The sequence below is a fragment of the Roseivivax halotolerans genome, assembly GCF_900115815.1.
Taxonomy (GTDB): domain Bacteria; phylum Pseudomonadota; class Alphaproteobacteria; order Rhodobacterales; family Rhodobacteraceae; genus Roseivivax; species Roseivivax halotolerans.
Map to the genome: position 1 here is coordinate 248,146 of NZ_FOXV01000001.1, position 25,482 is coordinate 273,627.

28 protein-coding genes and 1 tRNA gene are annotated in these 25,482 nt (G+C 65.1%); 15 read left to right on the forward strand and 14 right to left on the reverse strand.

Annotated elements, in window-relative coordinates:
• The first annotated feature begins 109 nt into the window (after positions 1–109).
• From rlmN to BM171_RS01230, 3 genes are all read left to right on the forward strand, one after another.
• The gene (gene rlmN, locus BM171_RS01220) at positions 110–1,294 is read left to right on the forward strand and encodes a dual-specificity RNA methyltransferase RlmN (protein WP_093008968.1); all 1,185 of its coding nucleotides are present in this window, start codon (positions 110–112) and stop codon (positions 1,292–1,294) included.
• Between the two features lie 133 nt (positions 1,295–1,427).
• A complete protein-coding gene (locus BM171_RS01225; protein WP_093008969.1) occupies positions 1,428–1,826 on the forward strand; it encodes a DUF2306 domain-containing protein in 399 nt (132 codons plus the stop codon).
• Positions 1,827–1,893: 67 nt separating this feature from the next.
• Positions 1,894–2,784: a DMT family transporter gene (locus BM171_RS01230; RefSeq protein ID WP_093008970.1), complete on the forward strand. Its 891-nt coding sequence runs from the start codon at positions 1,894–1,896 to the stop codon at positions 2,782–2,784.
• A 61-nt stretch (positions 2,785–2,845) separates the two neighbouring features.
• Here the strand turns inward: BM171_RS01230 and BM171_RS01235 are convergent, their stop codons facing one another.
• Together BM171_RS01235 and BM171_RS01240 are read right to left on the reverse strand one after the other, a co-directional pair.
• A complete protein-coding gene (locus BM171_RS01235; protein ID WP_093008971.1) occupies positions 2,846–3,751 on the reverse strand; it encodes a LysR family transcriptional regulator in 906 nt (301 codons plus the stop codon).
• Positions 3,752–3,988: 237 nt separating this feature from the next.
• Entirely contained in the window at positions 3,989–4,549 is a 561-nt protein-coding gene (locus tag BM171_RS01240) for a type 1 glutamine amidotransferase domain-containing protein (protein ID WP_093008972.1), read from the reverse strand.
• A gap of 171 nt (positions 4,550–4,720) precedes the next feature.
• Here BM171_RS01240 and rnhA point away from each other — a divergent pair, with 171 nt between their 5' ends.
• The gene (rnhA, locus tag BM171_RS01245) at positions 4,721–5,179 is read left to right on the forward strand and encodes a ribonuclease HI (protein ID WP_093008973.1); all 459 of its coding nucleotides are present in this window, start codon (positions 4,721–4,723) and stop codon (positions 5,177–5,179) included.
• Entirely contained in the window at positions 5,176–5,802 is a 627-nt protein-coding gene (locus tag BM171_RS01250; RefSeq protein WP_093008974.1) for a trimeric intracellular cation channel family protein, read from the forward strand. The genes rnhA and BM171_RS01250 overlap by 4 nt, the downstream gene beginning before the upstream one ends.
• A 38-nt stretch (positions 5,803–5,840) precedes the next feature.
• On the opposite strand, the gene BM171_RS01255 is transcribed toward BM171_RS01250, so the two are convergent.
• The 3 genes from BM171_RS01255 to BM171_RS01265 are packed head-to-tail and all read right to left on the reverse strand — an operon-like array spanning position 5,841 to position 10,120.
• Positions 5,841–6,707, reverse strand: a complete 867-nt coding sequence (locus BM171_RS01255) for an FAD:protein FMN transferase (protein WP_093008975.1) — start codon at positions 6,705–6,707, stop codon at positions 5,841–5,843.
• Positions 6,704–8,815, reverse strand: a complete 2,112-nt coding sequence (locus BM171_RS01260) for a 4Fe-4S binding protein (protein WP_093008976.1) — start codon at positions 8,813–8,815, stop codon at positions 6,704–6,706. Before BM171_RS01260 ends, BM171_RS01255 begins: the two co-directional genes overlap by 4 nt.
• Before the next feature lie 54 nt (positions 8,816–8,869).
• Positions 8,870–10,120, reverse strand: a complete 1,251-nt coding sequence (locus BM171_RS01265) for an RsmB/NOP family class I SAM-dependent RNA methyltransferase (RefSeq protein ID WP_093008977.1) — start codon at positions 10,118–10,120, stop codon at positions 8,870–8,872.
• 65 nt (positions 10,121–10,185) lie between these two features.
• On the opposite strand from BM171_RS01265, the gene BM171_RS01270 reads away from it, so the two are divergent.
• Positions 10,186–10,374: a DUF1674 domain-containing protein gene (locus BM171_RS01270; RefSeq protein WP_093008978.1), complete on the forward strand. Its 189-nt coding sequence runs from the start codon at positions 10,186–10,188 to the stop codon at positions 10,372–10,374.
• Between the two features lie 9 nt (positions 10,375–10,383).
• Here BM171_RS01270 and BM171_RS01275 read toward each other — a convergent pair whose 3' ends face one another.
• Together BM171_RS01275 and dapB are read right to left on the reverse strand one after the other, a co-directional pair.
• Positions 10,384–10,734 (reverse strand): dihydrodipicolinate reductase, encoded by a 351-nt coding sequence (locus BM171_RS01275; RefSeq protein WP_093008979.1) that lies wholly within the window; start codon positions 10,732–10,734, stop codon positions 10,384–10,386.
• Positions 10,735–10,830: 96 nt separating this feature from the next.
• The gene (dapB, locus tag BM171_RS01280; protein ID WP_093008980.1) at positions 10,831–11,643 is read right to left on the reverse strand and encodes a 4-hydroxy-tetrahydrodipicolinate reductase; all 813 of its coding nucleotides are present in this window, start codon (positions 11,641–11,643) and stop codon (positions 10,831–10,833) included.
• Between the two features lie 84 nt (positions 11,644–11,727).
• Here dapB and rbfA point away from each other — a divergent pair, with 84 nt between their 5' ends.
• The 7 genes from rbfA (at position 11,728) to lpxK (ending at position 17,606) form a co-directional block, all read left to right on the forward strand.
• On the forward strand, positions 11,728–12,126 hold the full coding sequence (gene rbfA / locus BM171_RS01285; protein ID WP_093008981.1) for a 30S ribosome-binding factor RbfA: 399 nt from the start codon (positions 11,728–11,730) through the stop codon (positions 12,124–12,126).
• Between the two features lie 5 nt (positions 12,127–12,131).
• Entirely contained in the window at positions 12,132–12,878 is a 747-nt protein-coding gene (locus BM171_RS01290; protein WP_093009269.1) for a phosphodiester glycosidase family protein, read from the forward strand.
• Between the two features lie 68 nt (positions 12,879–12,946).
• Positions 12,947–14,293 (forward strand): TldD/PmbA family protein, encoded by a 1,347-nt coding sequence (locus BM171_RS01295; protein WP_093008982.1) that lies wholly within the window; start codon positions 12,947–12,949, stop codon positions 14,291–14,293.
• A complete protein-coding gene (locus tag BM171_RS01300; protein WP_093008983.1) occupies positions 14,280–15,068 on the forward strand; it encodes an inositol monophosphatase family protein in 789 nt (262 codons plus the stop codon). Before BM171_RS01295 ends, BM171_RS01300 begins: the two co-directional genes overlap by 14 nt.
• Positions 15,069–15,154: 86 nt before the next feature.
• On the forward strand, positions 15,155–15,394 hold the full coding sequence (locus BM171_RS01305; RefSeq protein WP_093008984.1) for a DUF4170 domain-containing protein: 240 nt from the start codon (positions 15,155–15,157) through the stop codon (positions 15,392–15,394).
• Positions 15,395–15,411: 17 nt separating this feature from the next.
• Positions 15,412–16,620, forward strand: coding sequence for a 3-deoxy-D-manno-octulosonic acid transferase (locus BM171_RS01310; protein ID WP_093008985.1), 1,209 nt, complete (start codon positions 15,412–15,414; stop codon positions 16,618–16,620).
• Complete coding sequence (gene lpxK, locus BM171_RS01315) at positions 16,620–17,606, forward strand: tetraacyldisaccharide 4'-kinase (RefSeq protein ID WP_093009270.1); 987 nt, start codon at positions 16,620–16,622, stop codon at positions 17,604–17,606. The genes BM171_RS01310 and lpxK overlap by 1 nt, the downstream gene beginning before the upstream one ends.
• Here lpxK and BM171_RS01320 read toward each other — a convergent pair whose 3' ends face one another.
• Entirely contained in the window at positions 17,607–18,470 is an 864-nt protein-coding gene (locus BM171_RS01320; protein ID WP_093008986.1) for an N-formylglutamate amidohydrolase, read from the reverse strand. It lies immediately after the preceding gene.
• 161 nt (positions 18,471–18,631) lie between these two features.
• On the opposite strand from BM171_RS01320, the gene BM171_RS01325 reads away from it, so the two are divergent.
• Together BM171_RS01325 and ykgO are read left to right on the forward strand one after the other, a co-directional pair.
• Positions 18,632–18,706: transfer RNA gene (locus tag BM171_RS01325), tRNA-Val, on the forward strand.
• A gap of 92 nt (positions 18,707–18,798) precedes the next feature.
• On the forward strand, positions 18,799–18,924 hold the full coding sequence (gene ykgO, locus BM171_RS01330; RefSeq protein ID WP_028287243.1) for a type B 50S ribosomal protein L36: 126 nt from the start codon (positions 18,799–18,801) through the stop codon (positions 18,922–18,924).
• Positions 18,925–18,982: 58 nt separating this feature from the next.
• Here the strand turns inward: ykgO and BM171_RS01335 are convergent, their stop codons facing one another.
• The 6 genes from BM171_RS01335 to BM171_RS01360 form a co-directional block, all read right to left on the reverse strand.
• A complete protein-coding gene (locus BM171_RS01335; RefSeq protein ID WP_093008987.1) occupies positions 18,983–20,653 on the reverse strand; it encodes a peptidoglycan-binding domain-containing protein in 1,671 nt (556 codons plus the stop codon).
• An 11-nt stretch (positions 20,654–20,664) separates the two neighbouring features.
• Complete coding sequence (locus BM171_RS01340) at positions 20,665–21,876, reverse strand: phenylacetate--CoA ligase family protein (protein WP_093008988.1); 1,212 nt, start codon at positions 21,874–21,876, stop codon at positions 20,665–20,667.
• Positions 21,877–22,070: 194 nt separating this feature from the next.
• Entirely contained in the window at positions 22,071–22,346 is a 276-nt protein-coding gene (locus BM171_RS01345; RefSeq protein WP_093008989.1) for an HdeA/HdeB family chaperone, read from the reverse strand.
• Between the two features lie 135 nt (positions 22,347–22,481).
• The gene (locus BM171_RS01350; protein WP_093008990.1) at positions 22,482–23,306 is read right to left on the reverse strand and encodes an ABC transporter ATP-binding protein; all 825 of its coding nucleotides are present in this window, start codon (positions 23,304–23,306) and stop codon (positions 22,482–22,484) included.
• A 2-nt stretch (positions 23,307–23,308) separates the two neighbouring features.
• On the reverse strand, positions 23,309–24,073 hold the full coding sequence (locus BM171_RS01355; protein WP_093008991.1) for a polysaccharide lyase family 20 protein: 765 nt from the start codon (positions 24,071–24,073) through the stop codon (positions 23,309–23,311).
• Between the two features lie 82 nt (positions 24,074–24,155).
• A complete protein-coding gene (locus BM171_RS01360; RefSeq protein WP_093008992.1) occupies positions 24,156–25,454 on the reverse strand; it encodes an ABC transporter substrate-binding protein in 1,299 nt (432 codons plus the stop codon).
• Between the last annotated feature and the right edge of the window lie 28 nt (positions 25,455–25,482).

Genomic DNA, 25,482 nt, shown 5'->3' on the forward strand with positions numbered 1-25,482 from the left:
CTTCGAGACAAACATCGCAGCGCGTCGATTTTCTTTTGGAATCGGCGCGCTCTTCCTATATCAGGCCCACTTTCGCACGTATCGCGCCCCTCGGGACCAAGAGACCGCCATGACCTCGAACGCACCGATCACGCAGGACCTCGTCACCATCCCCCGCAAGGCGGAGGAGGGCCCGCAGAATATCGTCGGAATGACGCGGATTGCGCTCCGTGATGCGCTGCTGGCCGTCGGAACACCTGAAAAGCAGGTGAAGATGCGTGTGAACCAGGTCTGGGCCTGGCTCTATCACTGGGGCGTGCGCGACTTCGAGGCGATGACGAACCTCTCCAAGGACTATCGTCGCCTTCTGACCGAGAACTTCGCGATCCGGTTGCCCGAGGTGGTGTCCAAGACCGTGTCGATGGATGGCACGCGCAAGTATCTCGTGCGGATCGCCGGCGGCCACGAGGTCGAGATGGTCTACATCCCCGAAGAGGATCGCGGTACGCTCTGCATCTCGAGCCAGGTCGGCTGTACGCTGACATGCTCCTTTTGTCATACCGGCACGCAGAAGCTGGTTCGCAACCTGACGTCGGCTGAGATCGTGGGGCAGATCATGCTGGCACGTGACGACCTTGACGAATGGCCCGCGCCTGGCACCGGCACAGGCGAGAACGGCCCGCGGCTCCTGTCGAACATCGTGCTGATGGGGATGGGCGAGCCGCTCTACAATTTCAACAACGTGCGCGATGCGATGAAGATCGCGATGGACGGCGAAGGCATCGCCCTGTCCCGCCGCCGGATCACGCTGTCGACCTCGGGTGTCGTGCCCGAGATCGCCCGCTGCGCCGAGGAGATCGGCTGCCAGATGGCCGTCAGCTTCCACGCGACGACCGACGAGGTGCGCGACAAGCTCGTGCCGATCAACAAGCGCTGGAATATCGAGACTCTGCTGACCGCGCTCAAGGAATATCCGCGTCTGTCGAACTCTGAGCGGATCACTTTCGAATACGTGATGCTGAAGGACGTGAACGACAGCGATGCCGATGCGCGCCGCCTCGTGCAGCTCATCAAGGGCATTCCGGCAAAGATTAACCTGATCCCGTTCAACGAATGGCCCGGCGCGCCCTATGAGCGCTCTGATTGGAGCCGGATCGAGGCCTTCGCCGACATCGTCTACAAGGCCGGCTATGCCTCGCCGATCCGCACCCCGCGCGGAGAAGATATCATGGCGGCCTGCGGTCAGCTCAAATCCGCGACCGAGCGCGAGCGCAAGAGCCGCCGCGAGATCGAAGCCGAAGCCGCACGCGGATAGGATCCGAGACGTTATTGACGCAAGGGTAGCTCGGATGTAAATCATATTTACATCCACACTCGGTGTTACGCTTGCCGTTGAACCACGCCAACAAAAGTTCACCAGTCGCTCGGCGTCCTCGACCGGGGCAGAGATGAACTTCGCCCCGCTCTGGGCAGACGGCCCCGTCATCTCCGTTCACGCCCTCGCAGCGCTGGCAGCTTTCGCGATCGGGGCGTCGCAATTCGCAATGCGGAAAGGCACTGCGCGCCATCGCTTTGTCGGATGGGTGTGGGTGAGCCTTATGGCGGTCGTTGCGCTATCCAGCTTCTGGATTCACGAGTTTCGCGTTTTCGGCCCGTTCAGCCCGATCCATATTCTGTCGATCTTAACGCTCGCGACGCTTGTCTATGCCGTGCGATCCGCGCGTGCGGGTCGGATCGCGGCACATAAATCCGCCATGACCTTCCTATTCCTGCTCGCCATCATGCTGACAGGCGCTTTCACGCTTCTGCCCGGCCGCACCATGCATGCGGTCCTGTTCGGCGGCTGAACCCGCCTCGAATTGCAGCTTTCTGCGGTGCCGGGTATGCCGCTCGCGAGGTTCGGAGGCAGGGCAGATGACCGATACGCAGACCAAACGCGCCACGTTGATGGTGATCGCGGCGGGAACTCTCTGGGGGTTCTACTGGGTGCCGGTGCGTGCGCTCGACGCGGCGGGCCTGCCGGGCGCCTGGGGAACGGCGTTGATCGTCGCCATCGCGGCGCTGTCCCTCGTGCCACACGCGATCCGGCAATTCGGCACCCTGCGCCGAGCGGACCGGGCGGCCCTTGCCTATATCGCGCTCGGCGGCGCAGGCTTCGTCCTCTACTCGGTCGGGCTCGTCTATGGCCGGATCGCGGTCATCATCCTTCTGTTTTTCCTGACTCCCGTCTGGTCGACGCTGATCGGGCGCGTCGTGATGGGATGGGCGACACCGCGCCTGCGGATCGCGGCCATCGTGACGGGAATACTGGGCCTCGGCATCATGCTCGGTGCGGGCGGGGGGCTGCCGGTCCCGCGCGGCATCGGCGAATGGATGGCCTTGCTGTCGGGCATCACCTGGGCAATCGCGACAATCGGCATCCGTGTGCGGCCAGCGGTTCCGCCCGGGCTGGCCTCCTTCGTGTTCGCAGCGGGTGCGACGCTCTGTGCGCTCGCGCTGGCGCCCTTCCTCTCCGGCTTGCCCACGCCGAACGACGCGCTTTTGCCGGCTTTGCCCTGGGCGGTGGCAGCGGGCACGATCTGGTGGGCGGCCTGCATGGCGGGGCTGATGTGGGCGACAGTGCGCCTCGATCCGCCGCGCGTCGGGATCCTTTTGATGATCGAGGTGCTTGTCGGCACGGCATCGGCGGCCTGGCTTGCCGGTGAGGTGCCATTACCCCAGGAGCTTGTCGGGGGCGCGCTCGTACTGATCGCCGGAATCCTCGAGGTCTGGCCCGTCCGCAAGCGCACTGTCGTGGCACATTAAAATGCCCCGATCACCCTGAGGCGACCGGGGCCAGTGTGCCTCGGAACAGGCATTCGGGAATTTACCAGTCGGTCGGACCTTTCTCGGCGAACTCGTGCACGAGGAAGTCGATGAAGGCGCGCACCTTGGGCTGCGTGAAACGGCCCGGCGGATAGACCGCGTAGATGCCTTGCGTCTCTTGCGGCAGATCGGGGATCGCGTCTTCGACCAGGCCGGCGGCGAGTGCATCGCCGTAGAGGAAGGACGGCAGGTATGCGATGCCAAGGCCCGCGATGCAGGCATTGAGCAGCGACTGGCCGTCATTGACCGAGAGCCAGCCCGCTGTGCGGACCTGGCGCTTCTCACCGGAGGGCGCGGTCACTTTCCACACGTTGCCGGAGGATTGGTTGGAATAGTGCAGCAGCTTGTGATCGTTGAGATCGTCGATCCGCGTCGGGCGGCCGAACTTTTCGAAATAGGACGGGGAGGCGATCATGCGCTTGGTGCATTCGGTCAGCTTGCGGGCACGCAGCGTCGAATCCTCCAGCTCCCCAATCCGCACTGCCATGTCGAAGCCTTCGGAGATCAGCTCCACGTAACGGTTGTTGAGGACCATGTTCACGGTGATGTCCGGGAACTCCGCAAGGAACTGCCCCAGGATCGGCGAGAGATGATTGACGCCGAAATCCGTGGCGACCGAGATCCGCAGAAGACCCGACGGCGCTGATTGCATCGACGTAACCAGCGCATCCGCCTCTCCGGCATCGTTCAACACGCGCCGGGCGCGGTCGTAATAGGCCAGACCGATCTCCGTGGGGCTGACCCGGCGGGTCGTTCGATTGAGGAGCCGTGCACCGAGGCGCGCCTCAAGCGAGGAGACGTGTTTGGAGACGGCGGATTTGGAAATCCCCATCTTCTTGGCGGCATCGGTAAAGCCACCCTGATCCACCACGGTGGCAAAAGCCTCCATTTCGGTCAGCCGATCCATTGACCGCTCCTTCGCGTCGTTATTCGTCTCCTTTGGGTATCGCGGCCAAGTTGGGCACAATCGCGGCACCCCGCAGACAATTGGAAGGTAATTGTCCGCTCTGTTTGAGACTTGGAAACGCTGGCGCACTGCGACGGACATACTCGCGAGGCCTGACCGTGTGTCAGCGGCATCTCTGTGCATGAAAAAGCCCCCTCGGCTGAACCGAGAGGGCTTTGCCTTTAAAAGATCACGCGATTACGCCGCCTTGCGCGCATGCGTGCCTTCTTCGATCTCCTCGACGATCTTGGCGACGAAGGCGTCGAGATCGTTCGGGTTGCGGCTTGTGACGATGCCCTCGTCGGCGACAACGGTCTCATCGACCCAGTGCGCGCCGGCATTCGCGACATCCGTTTTCACCGACGGATAGGACGTCGCCTTGCGGCCGTTCAGGATACCCGCCTCGACGAGAACCCAAGGCGCGTGGCAGATCGCGGCGATCGGCTTGCCAGCCTGGTAGAAGCTTTTCACGGTTGCGATCACTTCGTCCTGAACGCGCAGGATGTCGGGGTTGATCTGGCCGCCCGGAATGACAAGCGCGTCGTAATCGGACGGGTCGATATCGCCGAGCGCGGCGTCGGCGGGCACGGTCTGGCCCCAGTCGTCGCCGTCCCAGCCCTTGATATCCTTGCCGTCGAGGCTGGCGACATGAAGCGTGGCGCCATGTTCGCGCAGCTTGTCGCGCGGCACTTCAAGTTCGGATTGTTCGAAGCCGTGGGTCGCAATGAGAAGGATCTTTGCGTCGGATATGGCAGGCATGATGTGGCCCTTTCGTTTTACTGTGAGGCTCCGGTAGCTGACCGAAGCATTTGCCGACAGAACGCCCTGCCGCGCGGCGCGTTCCCTGGATTGCCGCTCTCTCGGATAAGTGACCGCCGCGGCTTGCACCGGCTTGACGGGAGAGCGGGGCCGCGCCAAACCCCGGCTGTCATGGCAGAGCTTTTCGCATTCACCGACGGCGCGTGTTCCGGCAATCCCGGCCCGGGAGGCTGGGGCGTCCTTCTGCAGGCCAAGGACGGCGAGAGCGTGGCGAAGGAGCGCGAGCTCTCGGGCGGCGAAAGCGGCACCACGAATAACCGGATGGAGCTGCTGGCGGCGATCAACGCGCTCGAAAGTCTCTCGCGTCCATCCCGGATCACCATCGTCACCGACAGCGCCTACGTGAAGAACGGCGTCACCGGCTGGATTCACGGCTGGAAACGGAACGGCTGGAAAACCGCCGCCAAGAAGCCCGTGAAGAACGTGGAGCTTTGGCAGCGGCTCGACGAGGCGCAGAAGCGCCACGATGTGAGCTGGGAATGGGTCAAAGGCCATGCCGGCCATCCCGAAAACGAGCGGGCGGACGAGCTGGCCCGTTCTGGGATGGCCCCGTTCAAGCCGTCGAAATGACGCTCTTTACGCTTCTCGATTACGCCGCCGTGCTGGTCTTTGCCGCGACAGGGGCGCTGACGGCAAGCCGCGCGCAGCTGGACGTGGTGGGCTTTGTCTTTCTCGGCGCGTTGACTGGGCTCGGGGGCGGGACGGTGCGAGACTTGCTGCTCGACCGCAATCCGGTCTTCTGGATCGCCGATCCGTTCTATCTTGCCGTTGCCTCGCTCTCGGCTCTCGCGATCTTTTTCGTGGCGCACCGGCTCGAAAGTCGGCTCGTGACCCTGCGCTGGCTCGATGGTGCGGCTCTCGCCGTGGCTGCTGCGGCGGGCTCGGGGATTGCCTTCGAGGCCGGGCAGCCCGCGCCGGTGGTGGTGGTCATGGGCATGGCCACCGGCTGCCTTGGCGGGCTGATGCGCGATGTCGTTGCCAATGACGTGCCCGTCGTGCTGAGCCAGGGCGAGCTATACGTGACCTGTGCGCTCGCCGGGTCGCTGGCGACGCTCGCCGCGCATTGGCTGGGCTTCGGGGATGCGATCGCGGCGCTGGCCTGCGCGCTCGTGACCTTCACGCTCCGGGCCGGAACGCTGGCACGGGGCTGGAGCCTGCCGACCTACAAGTCGCGGCCGCCTCGGGGGAAGTAGGCAAGGTCTTCTAGTCCAGCACATCCGCGCAGGTGTCGCTAAAGCGTCAAGAGCCGCCCATCTTCGGCGACGCAGGTGATCCGGCTGAGCCCCGCCTCCGTCTTGAGCCGCCCAAGCGCGTGCTGATCCATGAACACCGCCGCCGTCGAGAGCGCGTCAGCCCTTACCGCGCGATCCGCCTCGATGCTGACCGTCGACCAGACGGGCCGCTCCTTACGCGGGCCGAGGATATGCGCTCCGCCGCCGAGCGCCATCGCGCCCGGGCTCGACGTGGCGATCGCGCCACCCGTCAGCGTCCGCTGGCCGAGAAAGCCCTGCACAGGGTCTTCGAGCCCAAGCCGGAACGGCCCGCCAAGAGCCCGCGTCTCGCCAATGTCGATGAGTGCATGGGTGAAGCCGCGCGCAGCAAGCCGGTCGGTGACAAGATCGGTCGCAAAGCCTTGCGCGATCCCGTTGAAGGTCAGCGCCTGTCCAGGTCCGAGGCGGATCGCACCTGCACGCCGCACCTTGTCCCACCCGATAAGGCTGCGTGCGCTCTGGGCATCGTGGCCCTCCGCCAGCGCCCGCCAGAGCGGCTGAACGGTCGGATCGAAGAGCCCACCCGAAAGCCGGTGCGCGGTGTCCGCCTCCGTCATGAGTGCGGCGAAGGCGGACGACGGGTCCAGATGCCCCGCGGCGTTCAACCGTGAGAGCGCGCTGTTCGGACGATAGAGCGAGAACTCCGCTTCCACCTCCTCGAGCCATCCGGGAATTGCCGCGAGCGCCGCGTCGACGTCGGGCCGTGGCCCCGAAAGCGCGACCGACACCTCCGCCCCAAGTGCCCGCCCGCGCCATGTCTGAGCGACCGCGAAACTCGGGGCGCAAGCGAAGGCGGCAGCCAGGGTAAGAAACCGCCGCCGCTTCATTCCGCCGGCACCGTGTTGGGATGACCCGTCACGCGCGGGCGGCGCTTTTCGGCCCGGCCCTTCAGCACAAGCGGCACGCAGCGCGTCTCATCGTCGTGGATCGACACGCAATCGAGGCATTGGAAACACTCGGCGTAATCGATCTTCCCCGACTTCTCGATGGCGCCGTACTGGCACTCCACCCGGCAGAGCTGGCAGGGCGAGCCGCATTCCACGCGCCTCGGGATCCAGCGGCGTAGGCGCAGCGCCCCGCCGATCGCCATGAGCGCGCCGAGCGGGCAGACATAGCGGCAGAACCCCTTGAACAGCATCATGCCAAGCAGAAGCCAGAAGATCGCATAGGCCGCGTAATACCATTCGCGCAGGAAGAACGTGGTGATGGCTGTCTTGAACGGCTCTACCTCGGCGGCCTTGTCCATATGCTGCGGCAGCCAGAGCGTCACCGCCACGAGCGCCGCCAACACGACATATTTCAACCATTTCAGCCGCGCATCCCAGCGAGCGGGCATTTCGATCTGCGGGATGCGAAGCAGGCGGCCGAGATGGTGCGCGAATTCCTGCATTGCGCCGAATGGGCAGAGCCAGCCGCAGAACAGCCCCCTGCCCCAGAGCACGAAGCCGAGGATCGTCGCCCCCCAGATCGCGAGCGAGAACGGATCGTAGAGCAGGAAGTTGAAGGAGCCGCCCGCCAGCGTCGATTGCAGCGTCGCGAGCGGCGTCACGATGGACAGCTGCCCTTGCCCCCACCAGCCGATAAAGCCCAGAACCGCTGCGAGAACGCCGAGGCGGATTGGCGTGAAGGCGGAAAGCCCCGCCAGCCGCGCCTGACCGAACAGCAGCGCCGACAGCATCACGCCCAGCATCGCGCCGAGGATGATCAGATCGCCCTGGCGGTTGTAGATCGCCTCGAGCCATTGCGGTAGCCGTTCGACCTGGCCCGGCCGGGTGAAGAAGCGCTCGGGCGTTGCATGGGTCAGCGACAGCTCGGCCGAGCCGATTTCGGGCTGGAACATGCCGTGCTCACGCACTGCCTGGACGCTGAGCGTCCATTCGGACGCCGGATCGAAGCCGAGGCGGCGGTCCGTCCGCAGGATAAGCGCGCGACCATCTTTCAGCTCTTCGGGCACGTCTTCGGCCAGCCCGACATAGAGATCGGCGTCCCTGAGCGCGACGGGCAGTCCTCCTTGCTCGGCCGAGATCCAGTCTGGCGAGGTGTTGCGGACGAAATCCTCCGAGACGAGCCCGTGCCGTGCGGTCTCGACGACAAGAATCGGCTCATCGGTCTGCGAGATTTCCATGAAGCGCCGCAGATCGGCGAAGGTATCCCCGTCAAGCACCGCCCGCGCGACGGACGGCGGACCAAGATCGACGACCCAGAGATCGAGGTAGGTCTCTTCGGGGTAGTCGGTGGCATCTGGGTCGTCATCGGCCCAGACTGTCCCTGCGAAACGGTCATCGATCTCGGCATTGCTCACCCGCAAGTGGCCGACAAGGCCCTCGTCGACCAATGCCTGCCAATCGAGATCTTCGCTGTAGTCAGGATCGGGATGTGCGGGCGGGCCTGCCGAAATGCCCTGCATCTTCTCGCGCGCGACCTGCAGCGTCGCGGCCAGCACCGATTCATGCGCGATCCGTACGCTCGCTGTCGCCTTGGTCACACCATCCAGATAAACGAGGCTGCCTCCGGCGCCTCCCCCGCCATACGGCGTGCCGACCACAAGGCTTTCCGAGATGGAATGGCCTTCATATTGCTCGAAGAATGCGTGAAACGGCGCTTGCCCAAGCCCCGAGACGAAGATCGGCTCGTTATGATCGAGGAGCCGTACGGAGATGAAGCGCCCCTCGAGATCGAGCACCACAAGCACATTGATCGGAGCGCCCGAAAAGCCCGGTAGCGGGGCGAGCGGCTCTGTTTCGAACACGTAGCCCGAGTGTTGACCGCCGGAATTCAGAAGTTCGTAGACACCGTCTTCACTGATCCGCTCGCCAAGGCTCATCGGCGCGATGATCTTCTCGGCGATGCGGTCCCGATCGGACGGCTCCGCCGTGGCCTGAAACGACAGGCTCAGCCACGCAAGCGCAGCCAATATGACGCGCAATCCTCCCATTGGGCCGACACTAAGGCGGGCCGGTCGGCCGCCATATGCGACCTTGGTGCGCCCTTAGCCTTTTACGAGCGTGGCCATGTAGAACCCGTCCATGCCGCCGCGCTCTGTCCAGAAATCGGGGCGCAGGCGCAGCCCGCCTTCGCTGGAACGCCAGTTCTCCTCGATCCAGTCGCCCTCGGGCGGGATCACGGCAAGCCCCGGATGCCGGTCAAGCGCCTCTTCGATCTGCACCTCGCCTTCATCGGGAATGAGCGAACAGGTGCAGAAGACCAGCCGGCCGCCCGGCGCCAGAAGGCCAAGCGCGTGATCGAGCATCGCCGCCTGCAATTCGATCAACTCCGAGATGCCTGCCCCGTCGCGAGCGTGCGGCAGGTCGGGATGGCGACGGATCGTGCCCGTGGCCGAGCACGGCGCATCGAGAAGGATAGCGTTGTAGCGGCCCTCATGGGTCAGCGCATCGCCAACAACAATCTGGGCGTCGAGGCCGGTACGCGAGAGGTTCTCGCTCACGCGTTGAAGCCGCGCCTCCGACAGATCGAGCGCCGTGACTTTTGCCCCGCTTGCCGCGAGTTGCAGCGTCTTCCCGCCCGGCGCGGCACACATGTCGAGGACGCTCTTGCCCCGCACGTCTCCGAGCAGCCGCACCGGCAACGCGGCCGCCGCGTCCTGCACCCACCACTCGCCTGTCTCGAATCCCGGCAAGGCCGAGACCTGCACCCGCGCATCGCAGCGAATGGACCCGGTGGGAAGACGTGCGCCATTCACGGCCTTGGCCACCGTTTCGGGGTCGGTCCTTGCAGTCAGATCAAGCGGCGCACCGACGGCATGGGCCGCTTCCATACCGCGCACCGCATCGCGCCCCCACGCCTCAAGCAGCGGTCCGCGAAGCCAGTCCGGCAGACGCGAGGGCGGCAGCGTCGCCCATTCGCCCGCAGCCTGACCCGCGACTTTCCGAAGCACGGCATTCACCAACCCCTTCAGCGCACGCGTCCGTTTGTGCCCGTCGGCCAGCGTCACGCAGGCATCGACCACACCATGCGCCGCGCCTCCTTGCGCCAGCTCCACCGTCCCGAGGCGAAGGATGTTCTGCCCCCGAAGCGGCGGTTTTTTCTGAAGATGCGGGCGCAGAAGACGGTCGGCGCGATCGAGATGCCGCAATGTCTCTGCCGCGAGCCGCTGCGCTGTGGCGCGCGCCTCGGGCGGCATCTTTCGAAAGGAGGGCGCGGCGATCAGGTCGCTCAGAAGCCGTCCTTCGCCCAATACACCGTCGAGTAGGTCCACGCTTGCGCGCCGTGCCTGATCCATGTCGCCTGCCTTGTTCCCTGCTGTCGCGCGGATATATCAGTGGGAGACGATCGGAGGAACCGCAGATGAGCGAAGAGAAAAGCGACTTGCCGCCCGCCGCACAGCGCGCATTGGCCGAAGCAGAAGAGCGCCGCCGTCTCGCGGAGGCAGCTGAAGCTGCCGACCCGCGCCCGATAGAGCTCGGCGGCCGCAAAGGACCGGAGCCCGTCCGCTACGGCGACTGGGAAAAGAAGGGCCTTGCGATCGACTTCTGAGGCCGCGCCTCAGCGCAGGGTAAAGCCCGCCGAGCGGCCTGAGCCACGATCCGAGGTGAAGGTGATGCGGTTGCCCTCGAGCGTCACGAGCTGGCAGTTGTAACCAAGGTCGTCGCCGCCCCAGTTGAGGCTGCGGCAGAAAAAGCCGTCTTCCCAGCTCCATTGACCGGTTACGTCCCATGCCGCCCCCGAGCCGGAGATACCGCCGCCGGGAGTCACGCGCAGATCGACCAGCGGACGGACGAGCCGCTTGCCTTGGACTGCCGATACGAACTCGTCGCGCGTGTCGACACGCTCCGCCTTGGCCGCGACTGGCGCGGCGATGGCGAGGATCAGGGTCAGAACCAGTGATTTGCGCATGATCGCCTCCTGAAACACACCTTGATATACGGTGAGATGCGGCGATCGGTTTCGTTTTCCAGCGTGCTGGCGCGGTCGTGAGCCCCTGAAACGTTCTCAGTTGAGCCCGAGCACATCCAGCATGTCGTAGAAGCCCGGCTCCTGGTCGAGCGCCCAGGACGCCGCCTTGAGGGCCCCGCGCGCGAACAGCGCCCGGTCGGAGGCGACATGGCGGAGGATGATACGTTCTCCGGGACCGGCGAATATCACGTCATGTTCTCCGACAATGTCACCGCCCCGGATCGCGCTGAAGCCGATATCGCCCGCCTTGCGCGCGCCGGTGATACCGTCGCGCCCCCGATCCGACGCATCGGCCAGCGAGACGCCCCGGCCCTCGGCAGCGGCCTCGCCCAGCATCAGCGCGGTGCCCGACGGCGCGTCGACCTTGCGGTTGTGATGAGCCTCGACGATCTCGATGTCGAACTCGGTGTCGAGAGCCTCGGCGACCTTCCGCGTCAGCACTGTCAGAAGGTTCACGCCGAGCGACATGTTACCCGCACGCACCTGAACAGATCCTTTCGCGACCTCGGCCAGCTCGTCCAGTTCTTCATCCGAAAAACCGGTCGTGCCGATGACGTGGACAAGCCCGCGCTCCGCGGCGAGCCGCGAAAAGCCCAGCGTCGCGGCGGGCGCGGTAAAATCGATGATCGCGCGCGCCTCGGCGAAGGCTGCCTCCGCGTCGTCGGTCACGAGAAGCCCAGTCTCCGCACCGCCCATCGCCAGGCCGAGATCGCGGCCGATCCAGTCATGTCCGGCCCGGTCGACCGCGCCCGTCAGTCGCAGCTTTTCCGAGGCTTGCACCTCGCGCACCAGCATCTGACCCATCCGGCCCGAAACGCCGGTGATGACAACTCCGGGAAGATCGCCCATCGCACGTGCCTCCGATTGATTTCCTCTGCCTTATCGCGCCTGCTTCGCCTTGGCAAAGTGCCAGCGAAGGCGTATCTGCGATGCATGGCCAAACGCGCTTTCCAAGACGGACCCGGACCCAGCCAGCGGCAGCTTCGCGTGGGCGAACTCGTGCGCCGCACCCTGTCGGACGTGCTGATGCGCGGTGACGTGCATGATGCCGACCTGTCGGGCATGTCGATTACCGTTAGCGAGGTGCGTGTCTCGCCCGATCTCAAGGTCGCCACCGCCTATGTCACGCCGCTTGGCGGCAAGGGGCAGGATCAGGTGGTCAAGCTCCTGGCGCGGAACGCAAGCGAGCTGCGAAAGCTTGTCGCGAAGAACGTGCAGCTCAAATTCGCGCCCGAGCTGCGGTTTCGCGTCGACGAGACCTTCGACCGGCTCGACGAGACACGGCGGCTGTTCGATCAGGACAACGTGCGCCGCGACCTCGACGACGAGTGACCTTCATGCGCTGGCCCGCCCTTCTCGTTCCGCTGATCTTCGGCGCGTTGCCCGGCGCGGCAAAAGCCGTCGAGTGCCGCGAATTCGTCTTCGAGGACGTGCCCTACACGCTCTGCCATGTGGACAGCGCCTCGGAGGACCTGCGCCTTTTCCTTTATGATGAGGATGAGCGGCCCTTCGGAAATTTCGGGCGGCTCGATCAAGCGTTGTCCGCCGGGGGCGAACGGCTGGCCTTCGCGATGAATGCCGGGATGTATCATCCCGATCGCGCTCCGGTCGGCCATTACGTCGAGGATAACGAGCAATATCGCGGCGTGATCTCGACTTCGGGACCGGGAAATTTCGGGCTCCTGCCGAACGGCATCTTCTGCATCGGCGACGGGCGCGCCGATGTGATCGAGACCCGGCGCTTCGAGGCGGAATCCCCGTCATGTCGCTATGCCACGCAGTCCGGGCCGATGCTCGTGATCGACGGGGAGCTGCATCCGCGATTCCTCGAGGACAGCGACAGCCGCTATATCCGCAACGGTGTCGGCACGTCGGAAGACGGCACCAAGACGATCTTCGCGATCTCCGAGCGCCCGGTGACGTTCCACGAGTTCGGACGGCTCTTCCGCGACGCGCTGGAGATGCCTCAGGCGCTGTTCCTCGATGGCAATATCTCGCGGCTTTACGCCCCGGCGATCCGGCGTGCCGATCTGGGCCGCCCGTTGGGACCGATCGTCGGCGTCGTCGTTTCCGAGGATCGCTGACGGGCCGAACTTGCGCAGGGCGTGCCCGCGGCCTAGGTCCAGACCACACGATCGCACGAGGGAACCCTATGTCTCACGACTTGTCACGCCTGACCGAAGACCTTCTGTCCGCCGCCGCCAAGGCCGGCGCGGACAGTGCCGATGCGATGGCGGTGGACGGCACATCGGTCGGCGTCGACGTGCGTGGCGGTGCCCTTGAACAGGCCGAACGCTCCGAAGCGGTCGAGATCGGGCTGAGGGTGCTTCTCGGCAAACGCTCTGCCACCGTGTCGGCATCGGACGTGCGGGCCGAGACGATGGCTGAGATGGCAGAACGCGCGGTCGCGATGGCCCGTGAAGCGCCGGAAGACCCCTATATCGGCCTTGCGGATGCCGATCAGCTTGCCCGCGATTGGGACATCGCCGCGCTGGAGCTGGCCGATCCGGCGGACGAGCCGACGCCTGCCGCGCTCGAAGAAGATGCCCGCCGAGCCGAAGCGGCGGCATTGGCGGTGGAGGGCGTCACCCGAATGGACGCCGCCTCGGCCGGCTATAGCCGGACTCGCGTTCAGCTTGCCGCCTCGAACGGCTTTTCCGGCGGCTATACCCGCACTCAGCGCTCCACCTCCTGCGTTGCCATCGCGGGAGATGGCACGGGGATGGAGCGCGATTACGACGGTGACGGCCGTATCTTCCAGAACGATCTGCGAAGCCCCGAGGATATCGGGCGCAGCGCGGGCGAACGCACCGTGGAGCGGCTCAATCCGCGCCGGCCAAAGACCGGGGCCTACCCGGTTCTCTTCGACGAGCGCATTGCCGCGTCGCTTATCGGACATCTTCTGCAAGCGGCCTCCGGCACCGCGATTTCGCGCGGGGCCTCCTGGCTTCTGGACGCGCTCGGGCGCGAGGTGCTCCCCTCCGGCCTGTCGCTGACCGAGGATCCGCACCGCCCCCGCACAATGGGCTCGCGTCCCTTCGACGCCGAAGGTCTGCCGACCCGGCCCCGCGCCATCGTCGAGGACGGCGTTCTGAAAAGCTACACGTTGGATCTGGCCTGCGCGCGCAAGCTCGATCTGGCGCCGACCGCCAATGCCGCGCGCTCCGTCGCGTCTGGCCCCTCGCCTTCGGTATGGAACGTGGCGCTTTCCCAGGGCACGCAGAGCCGCGAGGACCTCATCCGCGAGATGGGCACCGGGCTCATCGTGACATCCATGATCGGCTCCACGATCAACCCCAATACGGGCGATTACTCGCGCGGGGCGTCGGGCCTTTGGGTGGAGAACGGAGAGATCGCCTATCCGGTCTCTGGCGTGACGGTCGCTGGCAGCCTGCCCGAGTTCCTGCGCCGCATGACGCCCGCGAATGATGCGCGCCCATGGCTCAGCCGCGTCGTGCCGTCGCTTCTCGTCGAAGGGCTGACCCTTGCCGGAGAGTGATCTCGATCTCCTTCTGCGCGCGGCCCGGGCGGCTGCCGAGGTGGCGACGACCTTTATCGGCGGCGACCTCGATGTGCGCGAAAAAGAGGGAGACCAAGGCCCGGTGACCGCGGCCGACATCGCGGTGAACGAGGTTCTGGAAGACACGTTGCGTACCGCGCGGCCCGCCTATGGCTGGCTGAGCGAGGAGAGCCCGCACGATCCGCTCCGCCTGACCTCGCCCTCGACCTTCATCATCGACCCGATCGACGGCACGCGCAGCTTCATCGACGGCTCGGATACCTGGGCGCATTCCTTGGCGATCGCGGAAGCCGGAGAGATCACCGCCGCGGTGGTCTATCTGCCCATGCGCGACAAGCTCTACGCTGCCGAAAAGGGTGGCGGCGCGGAGCTCAACGGCTCCGCCATCCGCACCACGAGCCGCGCGGAGATCGCGGGCGCGCAGTTCCTTGCGACGAAGCCAAATATCGACCCCAAGCACTGGCCGGAAGGGGTGCCGCCCTTTCACCGCTCGCACCGCCCGTCGCTGGCTTACCGGATGTGCCTTGTGGCGGATGGCTCCTTCGACGGGATGCTGACCTTCCGCGACGCCTGGGAATGGGACATCGCCGCCGGCACGCTTATCGTGGCGGAGGCCGGCGGGCGAGCGACCGACCGCGCCGGGCAGGCGATGCGCTTCAACCTGCCCTCGGCCCTTCAGAACGGCGTCGTCGCAGGCGGGCCTGCGATGTGGGACAGCACGATGGCCGCGCTTGGTCACGGCCCCTCTGTCTGACGCCGGAACCTTGCGTTCCAGCCCTGCCGTGGCCTAATCGGTTCTCAGTGCGACCTGAATAACGGCCCGCAAAGGAGCCCTCGACCATGCAACGCCTTCACCTCGTCTTCGGCGGCGAACTCGTCGATCCGCAAAAAACCCAGTTCCGCGACGTGGATGACATCCACATCGTCGGGATATTCCCGGATTACGCGAGCGCCTATGACGCGTGGAAGAGCGAGGCGCAGCGCACGGTGGACAACGCGCATATGCGCTATTTCATCGCCCATCTGCACCGCCTCCGCGACGAGGAGAAGGAAGTCTCGCCGACCGAGGAACTCGGCTGAGCCCGACCGCGCGCGCGATGTCGAGGCGTCCCTTTTCCCTGTCCGCCTATCTGGCGCTGACCCGTCCTGCCGAAGCGCTTGGCCCCGTATTGGAGCGGCCCGCCCGGCCGGACGGCCCGCTGTTGTGGCTGCATGCGGCGAGTGCCACCGATCAGCCGCCCTTGGCTGCTCTCGCCGCCCGGATAACGCAGCAATCGCCCGAATTGTCATTGCTGAAAACCGGGTATTGGCCCGATGGTGACGCGGTGGATCTGCCCGAGGAAACCCTTGCCCAGGCACAGGATTTTCTGGCCCATTGGCGGCCGAACCTTCTGGTCTGGGCCGGGCAGGATCTCAGGCCCGCCCTGATGGAGGCGATGCGGCTTGCAGGACGTGCCTCGCTCCTCGTGAACGCGCGCGAAGCGCCCTTCTCGACGCCTGCCCCGCGTTGGCTACCGGATGCGGCTCCCGCCGCCCTGTCGCGCTTCAGCCAGATCCTCTGCGTCTCGCGCGAGGCGGAGCGCCGGTTGCGCCGCCTGCTTCCGGCCGAGACACGGATCGAGCGGACAGGGCATCTGACGTCCGTGCCGCCGCCGCTCGATTGCCCGCCGGATCTGCACGAGGAGGTGGCCGCCGCGATCGGGGGGCGCCCTGTCTGGCTCGCCGCCCGCGCCCGCGCCGGCGAGATGCGCGACATCTTCGACGCCCATGCCGGGGCGAGCCGCCTCGCTCATCGCCTGCTACTCATTCTCGTGCCCGAGGACCGCGACGATGCGGAGGCCGCCACCCGTTTTGCAGAGGCCAGCGAGATGCGGATTGCCCGGTGGGACGACGGCGACATGCCCGACGACCTCACCCAGATCGTCCTCTGCGAAAGCCCGGCCGAGCTTGGGCTTTGGTACCGTCTCGCACCTCTGAGCTTTCTCGGCGGATCGCTGGCCGCCGGGCATGGCGGAACGGATCCGCTGGAGGCGGCGGCCTTGGGATCGGCGGTGCTCTACGGCCCGAACGTGGGACATCACCTCGCCACCTATTCGCGGCTTGTCGATGCCGGAGCCGCGCGCATCGTCCGGGATGCACATTCCCTGTCGGCAGCGGTCTCGCAGGTGATCGCCCCCGATCGCGCGGCGACGATGGCCCATGCCGGCTGGGACGTGGTAACGGCAGGCGCGAAAACCGAGGATCGGATCGTCGGGCAGATCTCCTCGATGCTCGATGCCGGCCGCACGCGTACGGAGGCAAAATGATGCGGCCGCCAGCGTTCTGGTCGAATCCGCCGAATGCGCCTGGCCGTGCCGCGCGCGCGCTTGCCCCGCTCGGCCGGGTGACCGAATGGTCCACGGCGCGCCGCGTCTCTCGTCCCGGCAAAAAGCTGGATGTGCCGGTGATCTGCGTCGGCAATCTCAGCGCTGGCGGTACGGGCAAGACACCTACGGTTATGGATCTGGTCCCGCGTCTCGCAACGCATGGCATCACCGCGCATGTCGTCTCGCGCGGCTATGGCGGCACCTTGGCAGGTCCGGTTCGCGTTGACCCGTCGCGCCACGATGCGTCGGAGGTCGGGGACGAGCCACTTCTTCTCTCCGCCTTCGGCCCGGTCTGGGTCTCCAAGGATCGCGCGGAGGGCGCGGAAGCCGCCATCGCGGAGGGCGCGCAAGCGATCCTGCTGGATGACGGATTTCAGAACCCGGCTCTGGAGAAAGACCTGTCCATCATCGTGGCGGACGCCGTGCAGGGATTTGGCAACGGTCTTTGCCTTCCTGCAGGTCCGTTGCGCGAGCCGGTCGGGCCGGGTCTTTCCCGCGCCGATCTTCTGCTCACGATCGGGGACGATACCAGCCAAGAGAGTTTCGACAGCAACTGGCCGCTGCCCGCGGAACTGCCGCGGCTTCGGGGCGCGCTCGAACCTCTTCAGACGGGCATGTCGTGGGAAGGCCTACGCGCCCTCGCCTTCGCCGGTATCGGCTATCCCGAGAAGTTCTTCCGCACCCTGCGCGGTCTCGGCGCGGAGGTGATCCGGGCCGAAGCGCTCGACGATCATCAGCCCTTGACCGCCGCCCTGATGACCCGGATCGAAACAGAAGCGCGGGCGCGCAACGCACAGCTCGTGACGACGGAGAAGGACGCAGTGCGTCTGCCAGCCGATTTCCGCATGAAGGTGCTGACCCTGCCGGTGCGACTGAAGTTCAAGGACGACGCGCCGCTCGAGGCCGCACTCTCCCGATTGTTCTGATCACTCAGCGGCGAGAGACGAGGGCTCGCCGGGCCGGATCGCGGCGATATCCGCGATAATCCCGCGCAGCACCTTGCGGAAGGCGTGGAAATTGGCGCTGGGGCGGATCGTGCGCTCATCCATGTAGATGGCGCGATCGATCTCGATCTGCACGGCATTCTGGGACCGCGACGGGCGCCCGTAATGCTGCGTGCTGTAGGCACCCGCGAAGGGTGTGTTGCGCGTGACAGCGAGGCCCGCAGAGGTGAAGGCGGCTTCGATCCTGTCGACGATCTCGCCGTCTGCCGACGCGCCAAACCGATCACCGATGACGATCTCGGGGCGAATCCCGCCCGAACGAGCCGCGCCTTCGGCTGCCTCGTGCGGCATCGAATGACAATCGATGAGGATCGACGTGCCGAACGCGGCGCGTGCCTCGTCGAGCAGAGTTTGCAGCCGGTCGTGATAGGGCCGCCAATACCCGGCGATCCGGCGTTCCGCCTCGGCCATGGGAAGCTTGCCGCGATAAATGGCCCGCCCGTTGGCGACGACGCGCGGCACGACCCCGAGCCCCGAGGCCACGCGGGGGTTGTGGCCGATGCGGCGCACCCCCTCTATCAAGGCCGGGTCGAGCTCGTCGGAGGCGCGATTGAGATCGACGAAGGCGCGCGGCGCACCCGCCTTGAGAAAGCTCGCACCGTAATCCGTCACGCATTCGAAGAGCCGGTCCACGTAGGCATCCTCGGACGAGCGGATCGCGTGTTCGTCGAGAACCGTGTGCCGCAGGAACGACCACGGATAATCGCGCGACGAATGCGGCGACGCGAACACGACGCAGCTTGTCAGCGCCTGCGGACGGTAAAGGTGATAGGCCGATTTCGGCATTTTGGCTCCCCAACGATGCGCGTAAGATAGCCCGAATTATTCTCGGGCCAAAAGCCCTTGATCTCCGTTCCGACTCCTTTTAAAGACCCGTCCACCGGCGCGGTGAGATCCGCGCCCCATTTCGTTAATGGGGTGCAATCGGATGGAACTCGGGCCGGTGTGGGCGGTTAGCTCAGCGGTAGAGCACTACGTTGACATCGTAGGGGTCACTGGTTCGATCCCAGTACCGCCCACCATGAATTCACTGCCCCCGGGGTGCCGCGCGCGCTGCCAGGGGTGACACGCAACCCCAAGGCGCGCCTGGCGCCGCGACACGAGGAGACCAGCCATGAAGGTTCGGAATTCGCTCCGCTCGCTCAAGTCCCGCCATCGCGATTGCCGCGTTGTGCGCCGGAAGGGCCGAGTTTACGTCATCAACAAGACCCAGCGTCGGTTCAAAGCCCGTCAGGGCTGAGCCGCCTAGGTTTCGATGCAAAGGGCCGCACCTTCGGGTGCGGCCTTTTTCGTTCGGCTCATCTCAGGATCGAGTCAGCCAGAAGCCGCACGACCGTCGGCTGATCGAGATAGCCCGTGACACCCAGCCCACGAGAATCCTGGTAGCGCCGGATCGCCCGGCGGGTGTCGCCATCGAAAGATCCATCGATCCGCCCCGGACCGAGATCGAGCGAGGCGAGCTTGGCCTCGGCAAGCCGCCGCGCCATCGGGGAGAGGTTGAGCGCGGCTTCTTCCGCCTGTGCCTGTGCCTCGGCCTGCCGCTCTTCGCTTGGCTGTTCGAGCTGCGACAGACGGCGTTCGGCCTGCTCGGCGAAGGCTCCGTCGGGATAGTCCGACAGGTATTGGCGATAAGCGCCCGTCGTGTCGGTCTCCTCGGCGGTGGCCCAGGCCTGCCGGTCCTGACGCGCCGCTGCCTCGGCGCGCGCGGCTTCGATCTCTCCAAGCTCGTCTTCCGCGAGATCCGCATAATCGCCATCGGGGTAGCGCTCCAGATAGGCGCGCAGATCCGCTTCTTCGCCCGAAGCGCCCGTCTGTTGCCAATAGGCGCGATCATTGCGCGCCCGTTCGGCCTCGCGGGCGGCGGCTTCACGCTCCAGCTCTTCAGCCCGCTCGGCCGCCTGATCGTCCAGCCGGTCGATCTGCGCGCCGGTCAGATAGCTTGTTACTTCGAAGCCGCGATCCTCCTGCCAAGCCTCGATGGCGCTGCGCGTGCCGGGACCGAAGATGCCGTCGATGCCGCGCGTGTTGTAGTCGAGCAGCGACAGATCGCGCTGGATCTCTGAACGCTCCTCGCGCGTCAGCTCGAGGGTCTCTTCGGTCAGACGCGCTTCGCGGCCCGGCTCCGCCTCTATGGCAGCCAGACGATCACGCGCGGCTCCCGCGTTCGGACCCGAGGGAAAAGCTTTGAGATAAAGCTCATAAGCGTCCGCGTCGTCACGCGCCGAGACGTCCTCCCAAAGACGCAGCTCCGCCTCTGCGTCTGACACCTGCGGGAGGTCTTGAGGCTCTTCCGGGCGGTCGGGCTCGGTCTCCGGCGGTCTCGCGGCCGGAAGAAAGGCGAAACTCGACGGCGCGAAGCCTTCCACGCCGAGATTTTCCTCGCGGGCGGTGGCGACGATCGTGCGGGCAGGGGTTGCGAGATCCTGCCGCGCGAGGCGGGCGATCATGTCCGGCGCACCTCGGATCAGCGTCACGCCTTGCGGCAGCTCGAACCGGCCCGCGCCATCCTTGAGAAACCGTGCATCGAGCGCGTTCGGCGCGCCCTCGGCCAGCATCAGCACGGCTTGACCGGGATAGTCCGCGAGGATCGCAAGGAGCGGCGACAGCGGCATGGCATCGGCGAAGATCGCGCCCGCGTCGGCCTCTCCATCGGCGGGCAGAAGATAGGTTTCGCGGCCTGTATTCACGAAGCGCCCCGAAAGCACGATGGCCACGCGGTCCGTTTCGGGATCGAGCGTCTCGATGAAACGGCCGAGCCCTTCGCGCATCTCTGCCCCATCTGCGCCGCGCAACGCCAGCACATCGACACCCGCCTCGCGAAGCGGCGTGACCGCCGCGGCAACACCATCGCTGCCGCGCAGTCGGTCGAGCACCGAGGGCGCCGCGTTCTCGACGAGCAGCGCTGCGCTGTCGGCGAGCGCGCTCGTGGTCCAGAGACAAGCGGCGAGGGTGAGGGTCAGGCGGCGCATGGCGGCTCCTTTCAGTCGTAACTTCGCGTATCCTCGATCACGAGACCATCGCGGGGCAGAGAGCCGGGCGCGACGATCTCGACCCGGCCCTTGAGCTTCAGCACATCCGCGACGCTGGCCTCGAATGGTGCGGCATCGCTGGCCGTGCTCTCGATCCGCACGATCATCGTGTCGTTCTCATCCTCGCGCGCGGCGACAACGCGGGCACGCTCTATCTCGGGATGGCGGGCGACGAGGTCCGCGACCTGTTCGGGACGGACGAACATGCCCTTGATCTTGGTCGTCTGATCGGCACGGCCCATCCAGCCCTTGATCCGCATATTGGTGCGCCCGCACGGACTTTGACCCGGCATCATGGCGGACATGTCGCCGGTTGCGAAGCGAATGAGCGGGTAATCTGCATTGAGCGTGGTGACAACGACCTCGCCGACTTCGCCTTCGGCCACCGGATCGCCGGTGCCGGGTGTCACGATCTCGACGATGACGTTCTCATCGACGATCATCCCTTCCTTGGCAGGGCTTTCATAGGCGATGAGCCCGAGATCGGCCGTCGCGTAACATTGCAGGCAGTCGATGCCGCGGCTCTCATAAAAGTCTCTGAGTGACGGAAAGAGCGCCCCGCCGGAAACGGCAGCCTTGGCGATGGAGAGCGTCAGACCCATCTCGTCGGCTTTCTCCAGAATGACCTTCAGGTAATCGGGCGTCCCGGCATAGGCGGTAGTGCCGATGTCAGCAGCCGCGCGCGCCTGCAGCTCGGTCTGGCCGGTGCCGGCAGGCAGGACCGTCGCTCCGACCGCTCGCGCGGCGGATTCGAACATCATGCCGGCGGGCGTCAGGTGATAGCCGAAGCAGTTCTGCACGACATCACCGCCGTGAAAGCCAGCGGCGCGCAGGAAGCGGCCAAGGCGGAACCAGTCGTCATCGATCCGGCCGGGTTCATAGATCGGACCGGGGCTCTGAAAAACGTGGCTGAATGTCGAAAGAGGGCCCGCCAGCCCACCGAAGGGCGGTGCATCGGTCTGCGCCGCGACAAGATCCGATTTCCGCAAGACCGGCAGCCGAGCGAGATCGGCAAGCGAGGTGATCTCGCTCGCCTCGAATTCCCGCAGTGCTGCAAAGCCTTCGAGGGCCTGCGCGCGTGCGATCTGGTGCGGCAACGCGTCGGCAAGGTCACTTGCGCGCTCTTCGGGGCTTCGGGCTTCCAGTTGATCGGGATCGGTCATGTCTTGCTCCTCCTGTCGGACATGGGCCGCACAGGCCCGTCATGCCATTACCGGGCCGACGCTATCAGATAACACGGGCCACGACAGGCCGGAGGAGATGGTCGGCCTGACATGGCCGATAAAAGACTGACAAAGAAAAATCCGGCCGCGCGGAACGCGGGCCGGATTGATACGTGCCGTTCTGTTGCGAACGATCAGTCGGTAGAGCCAACCGTTGCAGCAGTCAGTACGGATGCAGCTTCGGTGTTGGCTTCGCATGCAGCCTCGATCTCAATCATCATCGCATCCGGAGCTGCGGTAGATTCCAGCTCGGCGACAACAGCTTCTGCGACAGCCATCTGACCGGCTTCATCCATGCCGGCAAAGTCATCACAGGTGATTTCGGCGGGTGCCATCATGTCCTGCGCGAAAGCGGCGGAGCCGGTGACAGCAATACCGAACGCGGCGAGAAGAGTGGTGGAACGTTTCATAATAAATCTCCTTCGTCTTACGTCACTAGTGCAACGCTGGCTCACCAACTTTTGGAGATTTGTTACGTTCCCCCTCTTTCGAAAAAATATGCCGCCTTTTTACGTATTTGTGAGTGGAACTTGCCTCGCAACGATCTAAGCCAGCCAGCGCTTCCGACGGCGGTAGGAGCGTACATCGCGGAAGGACCGCCGCCCCTCATCCGACATACCCAGATAGAATTCCTTCACGTCCGGGTTCTCCCGAAGCCCATCGGCGGAGCCTTCCATCACGACGCGCCCTGATTCCAAGATGTAGCCGGTATGGGCATAGCGCAGCGCGACGTTTGTGTTCTGCTCGGCAAGCAGAAAAGACACGCCCTCGCCTTCGTTCACCGCTTTCACGATCTCGAAGATCTGCTCCACCAGCTGCGGCGCCAGGCCCATCGAGGGCTCGTCGAGAAGGATCGTCTCGGGTCTGGACATCAGCGCCCGGCCGATCGCGCACATCTGTTGCTCGCCGCCCGAGGTATAGCCCGCCTGGCTTTTGCGGCGCTCCTTGAGGCGCGGGAAATAGGAATAGACCATCTCGAGATCCGCCTCGATCGCAGCCTTCCCGTCTTTGCGGGTATAGGCGCCGGTGCGAAGGTTCTCTTCGACGGTCAGGTGCTCGAAGCAGTGCCGACCTTCCATGACCTGGATCACCCCGCGCTTTACCAGCGCGGAAGGATCGAGATGCTGCACGCGCTCGCCCTTGTAGAGGATCGAGCCCTTGGTCACTTCCCCGCGCTCGGAATGCAGAAGGTTCGAGATCGCCTTGAGCGTCGTCGTCTTGCCCGCTCCGTTGCCGCCGAGAAGCGCGGTGATGCCGCCCTTCTTCACCGTCAGCGACACGCCCTTAAGAACGAGGATCACGTGATTGTAGATCACCTCGACATTGTTGACCTCGATCAGGGCCTCGTCGGTTTTCGCGGCGTCGAGCATGGCTATTGTACCTCGGCTTGCGTGCGTCCCTGGCGGACATTTCGGTAGAAGACGGTGGCATCGGGGCACGGTCCGCCACAGCGGGACACGAACGCCCGGTAGAGACCGTATTTGAAATACAAGGGATCGTCGGCGTTCGTGGTCGCGCCGGTATAGGACCAGACCGGCCGGCCATTCATCCAGACATTGATGAACCCATCCTCATTCCGCGACCATCTCGCCTGCAGCGTAATGCGCGTCCAACGATTGGTCAGATCGCTTTGGCGCGCGATACGGACCTGTCGATACGGTCCGATCGGGTTCATCGGGTCGTCGTCGAGACGGTAGGGGTTCGAAAGGTTCACGAAGAACCCGTCGGAAAACAGCTGAAACAGGATTTCCGGACCGCTGCTTCCGCGCTGATGTACCTGACCGAACGTATAGGCCGGACCTGCGCCAGAGAGACGCGGAAATGCGTCGGGCGGCAGGTAGAAGGACCAGGCATACCAATGCTCATCGCCCGGCCGGATAGATTGCCGCTTGTCGAAGAACTCGACCCTTTCGCGGTCGTCGCGGCAATCGTTGTTGTTCTTCACGCAATCCCCCGCCTTCAAGGAAAACCGCTCGCCGCTGGTGCCGTCGCTGAAATTGACCCTCGCATAGCTGTGGGGCTTCTTCGGCGACTGGATTTCCATCTGCCCGCCGGTCGACAGGCTGCGCTGCGCGGCGGCGTCCTGAGCGAAGCCGGTCAGAGCAAGAACGAGAGCTGCAAAGACGAGAAAACGCATGAAGTGAAAACCCGATGGCAGGTCCGAAAGTCGTGGAAAACCGGCGGCGGCATATCCGCGCCGCCACCGGCGTTCGTCAGGCTCAGTTCGTGGCCGAGCATTCCTCGTTCGTCGGCCAGGGAGCGTTCGAGGACGCGTATTCCTGGGCCTTCTCCGCAATCAGGTCCTGGTAGTCATCCTGATTGGCGGTCATGAGATCGGACGCCTTGATGAACTTCTCACCGTCCCACTCCAGCATCCAGCCGCCTGAATGGCCGGTATGATTGGCGCAGGAGGTGGAGAACGGCGGCACCATCCCGTCAAGACCGAGCTCGGTGATACGCTCTTCGGTCATGTTGATGTTCTCGAGGCCCCAACGCAGCTGCGGCGCGCTGATCTCGGCCGTGCCATACTCTTCCTGGGCGGTGCGGATCGCCTCGCCTAGGATCGCAGAGATGACGACGCCGCGAGAGTAGAACACGCCGGACGCCTCTTCGGGATTGGTTTCGGACAGGCCCGCATCGATCACGAGTTCCTGGATGTCCCGCATCACTGGCGCATCGGCGTTCGGGAAGGACCAGGAAATCGACTTGTAGCCCGCGCCGTCCTCACCAACGAGACGCAGGTCCGCATCGTGACCGGCCCACCAGACGCCGATGAAGTTCTCCATCGGGTACTTCGTCTTCACCGCTTCGGTGATGGCGCCGGCGTTCATCGCGCCCCAGCCCCACATCACGACATAATCGGGACGCTCGCGGCGGATCTGCAGCCATTGCGCGGACTGGTTCTGCATTTCCTTCAGGCCGACCGGGATCGGCAGTAGCTCGAAGCCCTTCTCGCCCGCGAGTTTCTCGAGGATCGGAAGAGGTTCCTTGCCGAATGGGTGGTCGAGATGCAGGAACGCGACCTTCTTGCCGTCGAGATCGCCTTCGCTCTCCATGTGCTGGACGATCATGGAGGCCGCATCCCAGTAACCGGCAGGCATATTGAAGGCCCACTGGAATACCGTGCCGTCCGCCATCGGCGAGAAGCCGTAGCCCGGCGCGAGGATCGGGATCTCGTCCACGTTGGTTTTGGGCAGAACCTGGAGCGTGATGCCGGTCGACCAGGGCTGCGTGACGAGCGCATCGCTCTTCACCTTCTCGTAGCATTCGACACCCTTCTCGGTCGAATAGCCGGTCTCGCATTCGGCCGCATTGACCGGAACGCCGCCGATGCCACCATCGCGCTCGTTGAGCATGGTGAAATAATCGGCCTGTCCGTTCATCAGCGGAATGCCGGTCGCGGCGAAGGGGCCGGTCCGGTAGGCGAGGTTCGGAACGTAGAGCTCCTGTGCGACGGCAGCGGTGCCGAGGCCGAGGCCCAGCACGGCGGCCGCGGCCGTTTTGGTAAAGTGTTTCATGTCTTTCCTCCCTTGGGTGAAGTCCCTG